Source organism: Ferruginibacter sp. HRS2-29, from assembly GCF_024343615.1.
GTDB lineage: Bacteria > Bacteroidota > Bacteroidia > Chitinophagales > Chitinophagaceae > Ferruginibacter.
Genome location: NZ_RJUB01000016.1, coordinates 19,711 through 35,931, shown reverse-complemented (window position 1 = coordinate 35,931; position 16,221 = coordinate 19,711). Strand labels below are relative to the sequence as shown.

Sequence of the window (16,221 nt, the reverse complement as noted above, 5' to 3'; positions counted from 1 at the left end):
CGGGTGTAAAAGTAAAGAATAATTGATAATGGATAATTGATAATTAGAAATTTTTGATCCCGGGATAGTACTTTATTGAAATGTGGGATTTGTGCCATTCTAATGCCTGAATATTATCCGCAGAACAGGAGTTGACTCACTGTTATTATTTTTTACCGCATACAGGATCACTTCCTTGATATCATTGAATACTACCTCTTTAGAAGCATTGTAATACCATTCCTGAATCAACATTATTTTGGTGAATGTTGACGGAGTTAAAGGAGCCAGAACTGGTTTGGAATTAATTAGATATCCGGCATCATCGTACACCGGAACGTCAATTGAGTAGCCTAAAAGATTTCCATTGATCTCACCTATCTCAATTTTTTTTGAAGAGTCTATGCGATAAATGTCAATATTATCAGCAGCCAATGCAGGCCATAATGCTGTTGCAAAATTTTCGTTGTACCATTGCTTGGTCATGTCAGATTGTAACGATGAATCGGTTAAGATCCTGTTAGTTGTTCCCAGCGATATAGCTTTTTTTCTGGTGCGTTTACTGATAGATTCGGTAGTGTTATAATAAGCATTAAAAACAAGCGTATTTCCAAGATAAGTACCACCCGCAGTAACAACCTTTTTCTTAGGAGATATCCATGAAACATGCGACAACAGCTTATTCTTTTTTATATAAAGGAATTGTTCAACAAATACCTGGTCGTTCATGACAGAATCAAATGCTATGTTATCAAAAAGCAGACTTTTCACTACAGGAATATCATTAACTATATTGCCCAGGCTATCGAATATAGGAACACTCAATACGCAAGCGGCACCACCAGCTTGTAATTGCTCTTTATTTTGATAATATTTTTGATAAACATGATTATCAAAGGTCGGATGAGCTACTTTGATCTTACCTGCATCCGCTTGTTGCCTTACAAGGAGGCTCAGGTTGGGAGAGCTGAAATGAATGGTATCCGATATATAGGCGGCCCACCTGTATTCTTTTTTCTGTAAGAATTTTGTTTCAGGAGTTTGCGCATAAGCGCTTGCAGCAAAAAAAATAAAATATGCGAGGAAGCTATTTTTCATACTTATTTATTGATTTCACAAAGCTGCAAAGAAATCGCTAAGAGTTGATCCAGAATAATTATTAATTATTAATTTTCAATTCCTTCCACAGGTGCTGTATCAATCCATCCGCCAAGCCTATCTTCGGGACATAAATTTCCGCCGCATTTGCCCAGCGCATCACGTTGATGTAAATGGAGAGCGCGGGCACGATCACATCCGCACGATCCGCACGCAGGTTGAATTTCACGATCCTTTCTTCTAAAGGTACGGCGCCCAGCTCGCGGTAAAAATCGCGGAGCAGTTCGAAGGGCAGGGGGCGCCCGTCTTTCTTTTTACTGAGGGACAAAATTTTGTTGATGTTTCCGCCACTACCGATGGCTACCACTTCCTTATGGCCTTTGGTAACGGCTTTGATGGTGTTCTTCAATTCTTCCCATTCCACTTCGGTCACCATATTTTTGAGCAGGCGGATGGTGCCGATGTTGAAAGATTTTTTGAAGACGAGGATACCATTGCTGAAAAAAGAGATCTCGGTGCTGCCACCACCCACATCGATGTACATATAACTGTGATCGCGGTCCATATTTTCGGCTACATGGTTTTCGTAGATGAGGTTGGCTTCCATATCGCCGGTGATGATCTCAATATGTATGCCGGTAGAGGCTTTCACCTTATCGATTATTTCCTTTGAATTTCCTGCATCCCGCATGGCGCTGGTAGCGTAGGCTTTCACAGCTTCCACCTTATATGCATTCATCATGTGCTTGAAGCCCTGCATGGTTTCGAGGAACATGCTCATTCTCTCTGGCGAAATATTTTTTTGTTCAAATACATCAAACCCCAGCCGTAGCGGTATCCTGAAAAGGTTGAGCTTGTTGAATACCGCTTTTCCCTGCGGATCCTTCTGCACATCTGTTATCAATAATCTTGCGGCGTTGCTGCCTATGTCGATTGCTGCGAGTATCAAGTTGAATGTATGATGGATGATGTAAGATGTATGATTTCTTTCATATTGAAATCCTTTTAGCTGGCTCAAAGGATATTCAAATGTAAGAAATTTGAAGAATGTATGATGTCAGAGTTATTCGTATGATTTCTGCAATTGAAATAATGTCTATACATTCCACTAAATTTTATTGGATATACATCACATATCATACATCATACATCATACATCACATATCATACATCATACATCTCACATCATACATTTTACGAAGTAGCCTTCCTGTACAAATAATTGTACAACTCCACCTGGGAGCGGATCTTCGGGCTGTTGCGTGGGTTCACCATATGATTGGAGAGATTGTTGTCGAGTATCCTCGCTTTTACATTGTCGCTTAATTGAATGTTGATGATATCGATCATTTCCTGTTTCATATCCTTCTCAAGAATAGGGCAGGCGGCTTCTATGCGATGGTCGATATTGCGGATCATCCAGTCGGCGGAGGAAATGAAAACTTTCTGGTTGCCGCCATTGTGAAAGATCATCACCCTTGCATGCTCCAGGTATTCGTCTACGATACTGATGGCCTGGATATGCTTTTTGAATTTTTTGCTTTCGGTAAACATGCAGCAGATGCCGCGTATGATCAGCTTGATCTTTACACCGGCCCGGCCCGCTTCATTCAGTTTTTCTATCAACGCTTTGTCGCTGAGAGAATTCACTTTCAAAATTATGGCGCCATGTTTTTTGGTGGATGCGTTCCTGATCTCGCGATCGATCAACGAATTCAGTTGCCTGCGCATGCCTGTCGGGCAAACCATCAGGGTGTTGCAGGATTTGAGGATGTCGATGCGGGTTTTCGGGTGCTCAAGAAAAGTGAAGATCCTGTTCACATCCGCCATGATCTGCCTGTTGGAAGTAAGCAGGCAATGATCGCCATATACCTGCGCCGTTTTTTCGTTGAGGTTGCCCGTGCTTACAAAACCATAATGTGTGGTGATGTTGTTGACCCGCCTTTTGATGAGGCAAAGTTTTGCATGCACTTTCAGGTTAGGCACACCCAATAAAACTTTTACACCGGCTTCTTCCAGCTGCGATTTCCATTCGAGGTTGGCTTCTTCATCAAACCTTGCACGGAGTTCCAGCATAACGGTCACGTGTTTACCATTGCGCACAGCATTCGTCAGCGCATTGATGATCTTGGATCGGGAAGCGAGGCGGTAGCAGGTGACTTTTATATTCACCACATGCGGATCAATGGCGGCTTCCCGCAAAAGATCGATCATGCTGTTGAAAGAGTGGTAAGGGAAATTGAGCAGCACATCTTTTTCGAGGACTACTGATGTGACGCTGCTGGCATTGGCCAGCAATGGATGTGTAAAGGATTTTTTTCGTTGATTTTTTTGTCCTGTAAATACATCCGGGAAGTTCATGAAATCCTTGAAATTATGGATACGCCCGCCGGGCACGATATTCTCATTGTTGGAAAGCCCCAGTCTTTTCAGCAGGTACGCCAGCAGCGAAATATCGATCTCCTTATCAAAAACAAACCTGACCGGTTTTCCTTTTTTCCTGTTCTTGAGCCCTTTTTCCAATTTTTGTATCAGTGAAGTGGATACATCATTATCGATATCGATCTCTGCATCGCGGGTCACTTTGATGACATGGGAGGAAAAACTATCGTAACCGAAAAAGGAGAAGATGTTGGGGAGGCAAAAACGGATCACATCTTCCAGCAGGATGAGGTTGTGTTCCTCGGGCCTGGAGGGCAGTTTCACAAACCTTGGGAGATGTCTGACGGGAACGGATACCAGCGCAAACCTTTCGGCGATGCTGTTATCTTTTTTAGAAAGTTTGCAGGCCAGGTAGATCGATTTATCATTCAGTACCGGGAAGGCCTGCAGGCTTTCGATCATCAGCGGCACGATATAACTCCTTACTTCTTCATTGAAATAATCGAGTACGAACTTTTGTTGTACAGCCGTCAGTTTTTTCTCATTGATCAGCAGGATATTCTGCTTTTTCATTTCGCGGAGGATGTCTTTCCATGTTTCCTCAAACTCCGACTGCTGCTGCATTACGATCTCCTGGATATTCTTGAGGATGTTGGCGGGATCGTCTTCGAGGTGCATCTTGGCTTTGCTGCCCAGTTCGATCATTTTCCGCAAAGCGGCTACACGTACCCGAAAGAATTCATCGAGATTATTGGAAAATATACCAAGGAATTTGATGCGCTCTTTGAGCGGAACAGTGGTATCTGCTGCTTCCTGTAATACACGGTGGTTGAAGGAGAGCCAGCTTATATCCCTGACAATTGTTTTTTTCTTAAGCAAAACGGGTAATTATTTTTAATAAAATTAGCTGTTATGATAGCAGCCGGGAAAATTTGAATATTAAGTTACTATTAATAAGTCAATAGGGAATAGTCAATAGTCAAACGGTCAAAGTTTATACTATTTCCCGAAAGTGCTTTTTCAGGATAGAGATTTCATTTAAATAACACACTTCAGAGATTTGACTATTGACTATTTTCTATTGACTACTCACTTCCTCATTTTCTCAATGATCCCTGTAGTTGAAATCCCCTCAACAATCTGTGCCCGCTTCACTTCGCCACCGGCGGCCATCACTTCTTTGGCGCCAACGATCTGCTCCAGCGTGTAATCTCCGCCTTTTACCAGCACATCGGGCAGGATGGCGGTAATGAGTTCGTAGGGTGTATCGGTGTCAAAAACTATGACCGCGTCTGTCATCACCAGGCTGGCGAGCAGCAAAGCCCGTGCGGCTTCCGGGTTCACGGGCCTGCTATCGCCTTTGAGCCTTTTTACCGAAGCATCGGAATTGACGCCGACTATCAGCACATCGCCATAAGAAGCCGCTTCGGAAAGGGAAGCAATGTGCCCTTCGTGTAATATATCGAAGACACCGTTGGTGAAAACGATCTTTTTATTTTTCAGTCTCCAGCGTTTCAGTTCCCGCTGCAGCTCCTCCATCGTGAATATCTTTTCCGGTATCGCTTTTGTGGATTTCATGGATAGTATTTTTTTGTGTTGACAATAAAATGATCAGTGCAGTGAGGCCTACCACCAGGATGATGCCTGTGCTCACACCCCATATCAGCCAGCCAAATGCCTTACCCATCGGTTCGGAGATCTCGTACAGCGCCAGTGTTTTCATAACGAAAAAAGGAAAGGAGCCGATACCGCCGGGAGTGGCTATCATGGCTAGTGTAGCCAGCGCCAGTACCGAGCAGGCAGCATTGAGCCCCAGGTGAGCTGTGCCGCCGATAGCATAGAATCCAACATAGATCTGCAGCAGGTACATGCTCCAGATGAAAACGGTATGCACCAGGAACATGGTGCGGTGCTTCAGGTTCCTGATCGTGCTGAACCCGTCGCCGATCCCTTTGAAAAAATTATTGATGGAAAGGATGATCTTGTTATCGGGATGTTGTTTCAGTAAATATTTCACGCAGTAAATGATGAGGAAAACGCCGAGGATGAAAATGCTGATTTTGGCCCAGATAGGAAATACGCTCCCTGAGCTGAGCTTCTTCAATTCGTTGCTGGCAAAATTACCGACCACTTTCATTTGAATGAGCACCGTTACCACGATAAAAATGATATAACAGATGAAATCGAAAGTGCGTTCTACGAGGATGGTGCCCACGAGTTTGTCCGTTTTCAGCTGCTCGCGTTTTGCCAGCATCGTGCATTTCAATATTTCGCCGAGCCTTGGTACGGCAGAATTGGCGAGGTAACCTACCATGGTAACACCGAAAACGTTGGCCAGTTTTGGCGTATAACCCAATGGCTCCATCAGCAGTTTCCAACGCATAGATCGGCTGACATGGCTCATAAGGCTCATGGCGATCACGGGAATTATCAGCCAGTAATTGGCGGAAGTAAGTGCCTGTCGGAATTCGTGGGCTTCCCTGGCCGTCATCGAATTCAACTGCCAGACTACAAGCGCAAGCCCGCCACCGAGAAAAATGATGTATTGGAGAATGGAGAAAATACGTTTGCGCATAAATGCAAATTACGAATTAAAGCAGGAAGAGTGACCACCGACGACCGACGACCGACCACGGTTTAGTATTAACTGGCCATTTCTTTTGAAGGCGCGAAGGTTTCACTATTCACTATTGACCATTCACTATTCACCACCATATTGTCGATCAATCTCACTTCATTCAAGAATGCGGCCACCAGTGCCACCATCTGTTGCTTTGCATCCCGGTTTTCGACAGGCTGCAGGGTAGCGGCATCGGCTATCGCTACATAATCCACTTTATAACCAGCATTTGTAAGCAGTTGTTCGGCATGCTGCCTGATCGCTTCGAGGGAGCCCGTACAGGCATTTTCTTTTATATAAAATAATGCCTTACTGATGGCGAGTGCGGTGATACGTTCCTGTTCATTCAGGCGGAGGTTGCGGCTGCTCATGGCCAGGCCGTCTTTTTCGCGGATGGTGGGGCAGATGATGGGGGTCGTTTTGTGCCCTTTAAGTTCGATCATTTTGGTAATTACCATACATTGCTGGTAATCTTTTTGCCCCAGGAAAAGATGGTCCGGGGTTACGGCCGCCAGCAATTTATCGACGATCTGGCATACGCCCTGAAAATGCCCGGGGCGATATTTTCCTTCCAGGATGGTCTCGAGATAACCGAGGTTGTAGTGTTCTTTTACATCATCCGGGGGATACATTTCGGCCACGGCCGGAAGAAATAAGATATCGCAGTCGGCAGCTTCCAGCAGATCAATGTCTTTTTCAATGGTGATGGGATATTTTTCAAAATCCGCCGGGTTATTGAACTGTGTGGGATTTACAAAAATGCTGCAGACGCAGACCGCATTGGTCTCTTTGCACTTGTTTATCAATGATATATGTCCCTGGTGAAGGGCGCCCATGGTAGGCACAAAGCCTATGGAAGAACGTTTTCCGCGGAAGCGGGCAAGCTGTTCCTGTAATTGCGGAATGGTTTTTATCAGTATCATTTATTGGTTATAAAGGGTTTAAGATGCTGTCAGCCTGAGCTTGTCGAAGGCATTGCGTAGTATTGAACCAGCCTTCGACAAGCTCAGGCTGACAGACATTTGAACATCGGCAACAGATGGGCTCTTTACCCCAAATGCCTGCCTGTTCTCTATTTCAATAAAAATCAGTACTTTTGCACACCTTTGTAAAAAAAAGGTACAATTCAGCATCTAACTTAGTACAAATGTCTACAAAGAAAAGAATTTTATTTATTGCCAATGAAATGTCGCCTTATTTGGAACTCACGGAGTTTGCCGAAGTTGTAAATAAACTGGCCGTTTTATCCAACGACAATAATATGGAAGTTAGGTGCATAATGCCTCGTTTTGGTGTGATCAACGAAAGAAGGCACCGCCTTCACGAAGTGGTTCGCCTTTCTGGTATCAATGTATCCATCGACAACGATGATTACCCGCTGGTGATCAAAGTAGCTTCTCTGCCAAATGCAAGACTGCAGGTTTACTTCCTCGACAATGAAGATTATTTCAAACGTAAATCCATTTTTACGGATGAAGCAGACAACTGGTTTGATGACAATGGCCTCAGAACTGTATTGTTTTGCAAAGGTGCACTGGAAACAGTGAAAAAATTCGGCTGGCCGCCGGATATCATTCATTGCAGCGGCTGGATGACAGGGCTCATCCCCATGTTCATCAAGACGGCTTATAAAAAAGAACCGGTATTCAGCCACAGCAAAGTGGTATTCACCATCGGGCAGAATACTTTCAAGGAAAAACTGGGCGCCGATTTCCTCCAATTGGCCACCATCAATGATTCGGTAACCAAGAAGGAACATGATGTATTGAAAGATAATAATAATACCGCTATGTTCAGGGCTGGCGCCACATACGCCGATGCCATCACATTTGGCGCAGATAAGATCGATAAGAAACTGGTAGAGGAATTTTCTAAGGTGAAAGGTAAGAAGGTGCTGAAGTTCGATGCGGAAAGTGATTTAACAGACTATTTACAATTATATACCGACCTTGCCAAATAGATAATTATCACTACTATTCTTATAAAAATTCTACCTGTGCGTAAAAGACTTTTACCAATTGCTTTTGTTGGAGCTTGCTTTGTTTTCGTTTTCAGTTGTACCAAATTAGATACCACAACACTCGGACAGGATTTGATACCTGAAGTGGATAATATCAACACTTTCGCAGACACTTTAGACATTACTACCACACAAGGTTATTTTTTACCTGATACCACCAAAGTGCTTTACAACGAAGCGCATGCGGTAGGCCACCTGGAAACTGATCCGCTTTTTGGTAAGTCAGACGCCTCCATTTATTTTCAATTGAAACCATCCTTTTATCCTTTTTATTTCGGCGCTGCCGGCGATACTACCCGCAACCCGGGAGGTGGCCCCGGCCCTACACTTCCGGTGGACAGTGTAGGTGTGGATTCCGTATTCATGTGCCTCGCTTATACAGGATATTATGGCGATACGCTTACTCCGCTAGAGTTGGAAGTAAGGCAATTGTATGATAATGTATTTAAGGACTCGGTAGGGCAGGAGCAGAATGTAAATTATCAGCCAACCTCTCTCGGAAACGTATTGGGAAGTGTGACCCTTGATATTCCTTCCATAAAAAAACAGGTGAAATTTGCGCACGATAAAGATTCGGCTACCAACCAGATCAGGATCAAGATCACAGATCCGACATTTATTTACAACCTCTACAATAGCGATTCTGCAGGTATTGGCGCATTCAAAAGTGATTCTCTTTTCAGGGCTGCATACAATGGTTTTGCTATCAAGCAAAAGACAGGTGGAAGCGGCAACGCCTTCGTTTATATCAGCCTGACAGATGCCAAGACCAGGCTGGAAATACACTACCGTAAAAAGAAAACCGGTCGTCCGGATACTACTTACGCAAGTTTTGCCCTGTATCCTACCATCACTACCTACGGGCAACCTTCTTCCACCGGCAATGGTATCGTTCGCGATCGTACAGGTACGCCATCTGCAACAGGTTTATCTGATTATCTCTTTATTCAAACATCAGGGCCGGGTACTTACGCCAGCCTTTCGATACCGGCTTTGGCCAACCGTCCTAACCAGATCATTCACAGGGCAGCGATCCTGATCGAAAGTGTTCCGGACGCGGTGAGCCCTGCAACGGACGCATTGTTCCCGCCGCCGGATTACCTGTACCTCGACCTGAAAGATACTTCCGCCTCAGCGGGCAACAAATGGAAGCCGGTCTACCATGACCTGAACCCATCGAGCCCTTACGATCCGGATTATAAATCGGGGTATCCGTTCTTCCCGCTATCGGGCGTGGACCCTACGAATTACGGGGGTAATCTCAAATACAAACCGGATGGTTTAGGCAACAAGATCGGTTATTACAATATTAACGTAACGAGGTATGTACAGCAGATCGTGACCAAGCAGACACCGAATTACCCGATGCGGATGTGGGCCCCTTACAGCCTGATATACCCGCAATATTCACCTGAAATAATTCCGTATTACAATCTCATCGCAAACGGAAGGGTAAGGCTCGCAAGTGGCACACACCCGGACAAGGCGAAGAAGATGCGGATGGTCATCATCTATTCCAAGATACCTTAAGTGATGAAAATAGTTTACAAAGTCCCTTAATATCTTTTAAGGGGCTTTGTTGTTTAAATGCTACACCCTTATCTTTGCAATCTCAAAAAAATAATAATATTATGCCCTACTTATTTACATCAGAGTCGGTTAGTGAAGGCCACCCGGATAAAGTTGCGGATCAAATCAGTGATGCGCTCATCGATAATTTTTTAGCTTTTGATCCAACCAGTAAAGTGGCGTGTGAAACACTCGTTACAACCGGACAGGTGGTTTTAGCTGGCGAAGTAAAAAGTAAAGCTTACCTCGACGTTCAGGAAATAGCAAGGGGCGTAATCCGCAAGATCGGTTATACCAAGAGTGAATACATGTTTGAAGCAAACTCCTGCGGTATCCTTTCTGCCATCCACGAACAGAGCAGCGATATCAACCAGGGTGTTGACCGTAAGAAAAAAGAAGAACAGGGAGCAGGTGATCAGGGCATGATGTTCGGTTACGCTACCAGCGAAACTGAAAACCACATGCCATTGGCGTTGGCGCTTTCTCATGATATCCTGATCGAACTGGCCGCGGTACGCAGGGAGAACAAACAGATAAAATATCTTCGCCCGGATGCGAAAAGCCAGGTAACGTTGGAATACAACGACAACAACCAACCGATCAGGATTGATGCGATCGTGGTATCTACACAACACGATGATTTCGGTAAGGATGATGTGATGCTGGCGAAGATCAGGAAAGATATCATCAACATCGTTATACCAAGGGTGAAAGCGAAATACCCTCAGTATGCACATTTATTCAACAGCAAGATCGTTTATCATATCAACCCAACCGGTAAGTTCGTGATCGGCGGCCCGCACGGCGATACCGGCCTGACCGGTCGTAAGATCATCGTAGATACGTATGGTGGTAAAGGTGCTCACGGTGGTGGCGCGTTCAGCGGTAAAGATCCGAGCAAAGTGGATCGTTCTGCAGCTTACGCAACACGCCACATCGCTAAGAACCTTGTTGCTGCCGGCCTTGCAGACGAAGTACTGGTACAGGTTTCTTACGCGATAGGTGTGGCAAAACCAACCAGCATCAACGTAGTTACTTATGGTACTGCAAAAGTTGACCTGACCGACGGACAGATCGCTGAAAAGATCATGAAAATGCCTTGCTTCGATATGCGCCCTTACTTCATCGAACAGCGCCTTAAACTGCGTAACCCGATGTACAGCGAAACCGCAGCTTACGGGCACATGGGCCGCAAGAACGAAGTGGTGGAAAAATCATTCGTTTCGCCGGATGGTAAAGTGATAAAGAAAAAAGTAGAACTGTTTACCTGGGAAAAACTGGATGCAGTGAAAGAAGTGAAGAAAGCTTTCGGTTTGAAATAAGCTGAAAAAGAAATAATAAAAATCCCGCTCTCGTAGCGGGATTTTTATGTCAATAGTGAATAGTGAATAGTCAATAGTGAATAGTCAATAGGGAATTGTCAAACCTTCGGCGTTCATTTTCTACAAGTAATTCCAGGTAGAAATCACTTTCTGTTTCAGTTATAAACTTCAAAGGATTGACTATTGACTATTCACTATTCACTACAATGTCCCGCACTTCCATCAGCTTCCTCTTATCCGGCAACGATACACAATTTATCATCGCCCGCCCGATCTCTTCCAGCCTGCAATAGCTATATCGGTTTACTTTTTTGAGGATGAAAAACAACCAGCCGAAAAGTGCATAAAACTTATGGGCATTCTTCAAACCCTTCATCGGTTGTATGATGCCCGGCCTGAAAGCGAACACCTGCCGGAACGGAAGCGCAGCAAGGTCGTTTTCCGTTTTGCCTTTTACCCGTGCCCACATCAGCCGTCCTTTTTCAGTGCTATCGGTGCCCGCACCGGAAACATAACAAAAAGTCATATCCGGGCTGATCTCTGCAAGTATGCCGGCCATATACATCGTGAGCTGGTAGGTAAAACGGGTATAATCTGCTTCGTTTTTCCCCACAGAAGTCACGCCCAGGCAAAAATAACAGGCATTGTATCCTGCAAGCTGATCCTTCACCGGCGACAGGTCAAAAAAATCGCTGTGGATGATCTCTTTCAGCTTCGGATGGCTCACACCACAGGGCCTGCGGTTGATGACCAATACAGCACCCACATCCGGATGCTGAAGACAGATATGAAGAACACCTTCGCCTACCATGCCGGTGGCGCCTGTGATGATAGGATTAATAGAAGGCTGTAGGTTCATGGTTGAAGGTTGAAGGTTGAAGGTTGAAGGTTGAAAAAACAGGCTGCTGCAAGTTATTTTAAATCGGGAAGACTTCAACTTTGAACTTTCAACATTCAACTTTCAACTATCTTTGCTCCGTGAAAAATTTCAGACATCAACATCACCGCCCGAAAAAGAATACACTCATTGTTGGCCGTGCCGCCGTCATCAAAGCGATGCAGGAAGGCAAGCAGCTCGAACGCATTTACCTGCAGGCAACTGTACATGGAGAAGTGATCGACGAGTTAAAAAAACTGGCCGCCGAGCATTTGGTGCCGATCAATAAAGTGCCGGTAGAAAAACTCAATAACTTCAATGTGAGCAACCACGAAGGTTGTATCGCACAGATATCCAAAATACAATACCAGGATCTTCAATCGGTCATCTCATTCATCGTGGATGAAGGAAAAACGCCGCTGTTGCTGATCCTGGATGGCATTACCGATATCCGAAACATCGGCGGTATTGCCCGGAGCGCTTATGCCATGGGCGTTCACGCACTGATCATTCCGGATAAGGGCGTAGGGGCACTTAATGAAGATGCCATACTGACGTCAGCCGGTGCGTTGGAACAACTGGCAGTTTGCCGCGTAGGCAGCCTCATGAAAGCCGTGGATGACCTGCACCTGAATGGCATCGTGGTATACGCCAGCGAAATGAAAGCGACTAAAAAATGCCAGGATATAGATTTTACCGTGCCTGCCGCCATCGTGATGGGAGGGGAAGAACACGGTATTTATCCAACCTTGCTGAAGATCTGCGATGAACAGTTCCAGATCCCCATGCCGGGCGATTTTGAAAGCCTCAATGTTTCGGTAGCCACGGGAATGATATTGTATGAAGCGGTTCGTCAAAGAGGAGAATAGTTGCGGGTGACGGGTTGCCAGTTATTTTATCGTTCCCGGAGATAGCAGCGATACTTTTAACGCAGGGAGACGTAGAAAGCAGATTTTACGCAGCACTGTCCGCAAACGATCATCAACCCGCAAAAAATACTGTCAAATGAACAAGACTCCACTCAAACTGATAGAATGCCCACGCGATGCCATGCAGGGTTGGGCTCATTTGATCCCTACGGAAAAAAAGATCGCTTATATCAATCAGTTGCTGAAAGTTGGTTTCGATACGCTGGATGCCGGCAGTTTCGTTTCACCGAAAGCCATACCGCAAATGGCCGATACCAAAGAAGTCATCAGCAAACTAACGCTTACGGGTAGCAGCACAAAACTGCTCACCATAGTTGCCAATGAAAGAGGGGCGCAGGATGCGGTGATGTTTGATGAGATCAGTTACCTTGGTTTTCCTTTTTCAGTTTCCGAAACATTTCAACGCAGGAACACCAATTCCACGATAGAGGAATCGATGGCGAGGGTGGAAGATATTCAGACACTTTGTATCAAGAATAAAAAAGAACTCGTCGTCTATATTTCAATGGGGTTCGGAAATCCTTATGGCGACCGCTTTGATGAAGAAGTAGTATTCGAATGGGTAAATAAAATGACAGCGATTGATGTGAAGATCATCTCGCTGGCAGATACCGTTGGCGTAGCTACTCCGGGGCAGGTAAAAAAAATGACGGGTTATCTTGTAAATGCTTTGCCTGATATTGAAATTGGTGTACACCTTCATTCCACTGCCGAAAACTGGAAAGAAAAGCTGGATGCTGCTGTGGAAGCGGGCTGCCGGAGGTTTGATGGCGCCTTGAAAGGTATCGGTGGTTGCCCGATGGCAGATGATGTGCTGGTTGGTAATATGGATACGGAACTGATGATACCTTATTTTGAACAATTAAAATTACTTCCTGCACTGGATATAGAAGCGCTGAAAGAAAGCAGCAGGATGGCTTCTTCGATATTTATTTAATTGATTACACGAATTCAGGCGAATTACACGAATTACACGGATTAGCTAAACCCATGTTTTATAGTACCGTTTCTTTGTTAATTTGTGTAATTCGTGTAATTCGTTCTAATTAGTGTAATAAAAAATATGGAGTTTCATTTAGAATTTTCCCCGAAACCGTTGATCACCAGGATCAGCCACCATCAGCAGCTCATGTTGATCGGCAGTTGTTTTACCGAAAACATCGGGGAGAAATTGCTGGCGCATAAATTCAACGTGATGCAGAATCCCAACGGGATATTGTTCAATCCGGTGAGCGTTGCAGAAGCGATTGATAATTATATCAGCAATAAGAAAATATCCGAAAAAGAACTGTTTTATCTCAATGAAGGTTTTCACAGCTGGCAGCACCACAGCAGGTTTTCTTCGCCGGTGAAGGAAACATCGGTAGAGAAGATCAATACCAGTACGGAAGCGGCGCATGATTATTTGAAGACAGCAGAGGTATTGCTGATCACCCTCGGCTCCGCATGGGTATACGAGCTTACAGAAGAAGCCCAAAATGCAAAACCCGGTGCTGTGGCTGCCAACAACCACAAAGCGCCATCGGCATGGTTTCACAGGCGTTTACTGGCATCGGAAGAACTGGATGGGATACTTTCAGGGATGATGTCGAAGCTGCATAATTTTAACCCCGGGTTGAAAGTGATCTTCACCATCAGCCCGGTTCGCCATCTCCGTGAGGGCTTTGTAGAAAATAACCGCAGTAAGGCCACCTTGATCAACTCGGTGCACAAACTGGCAGACAGCAACGGGCAGGTCGATTATTTTCCCGCTTATGAGCTGGTGATAGACGACCTGAGGGATTATCGTTTTTATGCAGAAGATATGGTGCACCCGAATTATGCAGCCACCAATTATGTGTGGGAAAAATTTGTAACTGCCTGCATCGATGAACCAACACAACAGTTGATGAAGGTCATCAACGAGATCAACGCTGCCCGAAGCCATAAACCGTTCAATGCAGCCTCAGAAGCGCATCGCAACTTCCTGCAAAAAAATCTCGAAAAAGTAAATTCACTCAAAGAAAAATATCCCTACATCAACTTCGATCCGGAGAAAGCATACTTTTCGTATACACTTCAACATTGAGTATTCTTAATTCTTAATCTTTAATTCTTAATTGCTTAGTGTATCCGGTCGCCCCGCACTTCCTCACTCGTCATCAGCTCCTTTTCATATTGCAACCATTGCGCCCAGCGTTTGCGCACGATCTTTTTATCGATATAATGTTCAGCCATTGTAATGAATAAGGTATAATGGCCGGCCTCACTTTCCATGAACCGGCGGTAGAATTTTCGCATATACTCGTCTTCCATCCCTTCGCTCAACCGCTTGAAACGCTCGCAGCTACGGGCTTCTATCAAAGCCATGATGAGCATGGAATCGAGAAAACGTTCATCCGGCCCGCCATCTTTTTTCTGAAAAGCGATCAGTTTGTTTACATAAATATCCTTCCGCGGTTTCCCCAGCGATAATCCTCTTTTGTACAACTCGGCCAGTACCTGCCGAAAATGGCCCCATTCTTCTGTAACGATCGGCATCAGTTCCTGCACCAGCAGGTGTTTGTCGTGATTTTTCTGGATCAACGAAATGCAGGTGAGTGCCGCTTTCTGCTCACACCAGGCATAATCGGTGAGTATTTCGTTCAGCTGTATTTCAGCAAGATTCACCCAACGCGGGTCTGTGGGGAGCTGAAGGCCAAGGATGTTGCGGGCGTGTTCGGAAAGAGAGTTGTGCATTTTGGTTAGTTAGCCAATTGGTCATTAGATAAATGTATAATTGAAACAGGCTTATTTAATAATTCCTATAGTATTATGCTAACACCATTTTTCTATGACTTTTGAGTTTTTGATTTAAAAATTCTTTCAAAAACCCTTTTAAACTTAAGTCCTCATCTAAATCTGGCCAGTGAATTCCAACTCCATCACTGATGAGGCGATAATTCTTTAAGCGTTTAACACTCGCATTTTTTAGCCCTTTATAATTTTTGGTAGGAGCTACTAATGTCATATTAGTGTTTAAATAAATGAGTAATTTATCATGCTCAGGGTTAAGTTCTAAAGAGGTGATCCTTAAACCTTGTTTAAAAATAATATTTTCAATTGTATCATATTTATTATGCAAAATATTCATTCCACTTATTTGTAATTATTAAAAATTTAGTTTCCACTATCCCCATTATTATTTTTTGTTCCTTAGGAGTAAAATTATGCATATATGCAATCTTAATCTCAGGCTCGAGCCAGATTTTCCCATCGGCTCCTCCCTTTTCAACATGAATATGCATCGGTTCATCACCTTCATTACTCCAAAAAAAGAATCGAAACCCCTGAAGCGTAAAAACTGTTGGCATCACCTGCAATTTAATATTTTTTTTGCAGTAGTTAAAAGTAAAAATCCTGATGTTATCCAACATTCATTGATAAATATCATGTTGATTTAGAAT

The 16,221-nt window shown here is 44.3% G+C and carries 16 protein-coding genes; 6 read left to right on the top strand and 10 right to left on the bottom strand.

Going from position 1 to position 16,221, the window contains the following annotated elements; all coding sequences use genetic code 11:
- Positions 1-99 precede the first annotated feature (99 nt).
- The 6 genes from EGI32_RS07860 to panC all read right to left on the bottom strand — a co-directional run bounded on the left by EGI32_RS07860 (position 100) and on the right by panC (position 7,002).
- Positions 100-1,077 (bottom strand): hypothetical protein, encoded by a 978-nt coding sequence (locus EGI32_RS07860; RefSeq protein WP_255154839.1) that lies wholly within the window; start codon positions 1,075-1,077, stop codon positions 100-102.
- A 61-nt stretch (positions 1,078-1,138) separates the two neighbouring features.
- On the bottom strand, positions 1,139-2,026 hold the full coding sequence (locus EGI32_RS07855; protein WP_255154838.1) for an exopolyphosphatase: 888 nt from the start codon (positions 2,024-2,026) through the stop codon (positions 1,139-1,141).
- Between the two features lie 245 nt (positions 2,027-2,271).
- On the bottom strand, positions 2,272-4,338 hold the full coding sequence (gene ppk1 / locus EGI32_RS07850; protein ID WP_255154837.1) for a polyphosphate kinase 1: 2,067 nt from the start codon (positions 4,336-4,338) through the stop codon (positions 2,272-2,274).
- A gap of 210 nt (positions 4,339-4,548) precedes the next feature.
- On the bottom strand, positions 4,549-5,037 hold the full coding sequence (gene rfaE2 / locus EGI32_RS07845) for a D-glycero-beta-D-manno-heptose 1-phosphate adenylyltransferase (RefSeq protein WP_255154836.1): 489 nt from the start codon (positions 5,035-5,037) through the stop codon (positions 4,549-4,551).
- The gene (locus EGI32_RS07840) at positions 4,952-6,034 is read right to left on the bottom strand and encodes a lysylphosphatidylglycerol synthase transmembrane domain-containing protein (protein WP_255154835.1); all 1,083 of its coding nucleotides are present in this window, start codon (positions 6,032-6,034) and stop codon (positions 4,952-4,954) included. The genes rfaE2 and EGI32_RS07840 overlap by 86 nt, the downstream gene beginning before the upstream one ends.
- 68 nt (positions 6,035-6,102) lie before the next feature.
- Positions 6,103-7,002: a pantoate--beta-alanine ligase gene (gene panC, locus EGI32_RS07835; protein WP_255154834.1), complete on the bottom strand. Its 900-nt coding sequence runs from the start codon at positions 7,000-7,002 to the stop codon at positions 6,103-6,105.
- 224 nt (positions 7,003-7,226) lie between these two features.
- Between panC and EGI32_RS07830 the strand changes: the two genes are divergently transcribed.
- From EGI32_RS07830 to metK, 3 genes are all read left to right on the top strand, one after another.
- A complete protein-coding gene (locus EGI32_RS07830; protein ID WP_255154833.1) occupies positions 7,227-8,039 on the top strand; it encodes a glycogen/starch synthase in 813 nt (270 codons plus the stop codon).
- Positions 8,040-8,075: 36 nt separating this feature from the next.
- Entirely contained in the window at positions 8,076-9,629 is a 1,554-nt protein-coding gene (locus EGI32_RS07825) for a DUF4270 family protein (protein WP_255154832.1), read from the top strand.
- 98 nt (positions 9,630-9,727) lie between these two features.
- Positions 9,728-10,990: a methionine adenosyltransferase gene (gene metK / locus EGI32_RS07820; protein ID WP_369681640.1), complete on the top strand. Its 1,263-nt coding sequence runs from the start codon at positions 9,728-9,730 to the stop codon at positions 10,988-10,990.
- Between the two features lie 187 nt (positions 10,991-11,177).
- Here the strand turns inward: metK and EGI32_RS07815 are convergent, their stop codons facing one another.
- A complete protein-coding gene (locus EGI32_RS07815; RefSeq protein WP_255154830.1) occupies positions 11,178-11,849 on the bottom strand; it encodes an NAD-dependent epimerase/dehydratase family protein in 672 nt (223 codons plus the stop codon).
- Between the two features lie 119 nt (positions 11,850-11,968).
- Between EGI32_RS07815 and rlmB the strand changes: the two genes are divergently transcribed.
- From rlmB to EGI32_RS07800, 3 genes are all read left to right on the top strand, one after another.
- Positions 11,969-12,736, top strand: a complete 768-nt coding sequence (rlmB, locus tag EGI32_RS07810) for a 23S rRNA (guanosine(2251)-2'-O)-methyltransferase RlmB (protein WP_255154829.1) — start codon at positions 11,969-11,971, stop codon at positions 12,734-12,736.
- Positions 12,737-12,872: 136 nt separating this feature from the next.
- The gene (locus EGI32_RS07805; protein ID WP_255154828.1) at positions 12,873-13,733 is read left to right on the top strand and encodes a hydroxymethylglutaryl-CoA lyase; all 861 of its coding nucleotides are present in this window, start codon (positions 12,873-12,875) and stop codon (positions 13,731-13,733) included.
- A 126-nt stretch (positions 13,734-13,859) separates the two neighbouring features.
- The gene (locus EGI32_RS07800) at positions 13,860-14,864 is read left to right on the top strand and encodes a GSCFA domain-containing protein (protein WP_255154827.1); all 1,005 of its coding nucleotides are present in this window, start codon (positions 13,860-13,862) and stop codon (positions 14,862-14,864) included.
- 35 nt (positions 14,865-14,899) lie between these two features.
- On the opposite strand, the gene EGI32_RS07795 is transcribed toward EGI32_RS07800, so the two are convergent.
- The 3 genes from EGI32_RS07795 to EGI32_RS07785 form a co-directional block, all read right to left on the bottom strand.
- On the bottom strand, positions 14,900-15,514 hold the full coding sequence (locus tag EGI32_RS07795; protein ID WP_255154826.1) for a tRNA-(ms[2]io[6]A)-hydroxylase: 615 nt from the start codon (positions 15,512-15,514) through the stop codon (positions 14,900-14,902).
- Between the two features lie 73 nt (positions 15,515-15,587).
- Positions 15,588-15,908: a DUF2442 domain-containing protein gene (locus EGI32_RS07790; protein WP_255154825.1), complete on the bottom strand. Its 321-nt coding sequence runs from the start codon at positions 15,906-15,908 to the stop codon at positions 15,588-15,590.
- Positions 15,892-16,128 (bottom strand): DUF4160 domain-containing protein, encoded by a 237-nt coding sequence (locus tag EGI32_RS07785; protein ID WP_255154824.1) that lies wholly within the window; start codon positions 16,126-16,128, stop codon positions 15,892-15,894. Before EGI32_RS07785 ends, EGI32_RS07790 begins: the two co-directional genes overlap by 17 nt.
- Positions 16,129-16,221 lie beyond the last annotated feature (93 nt).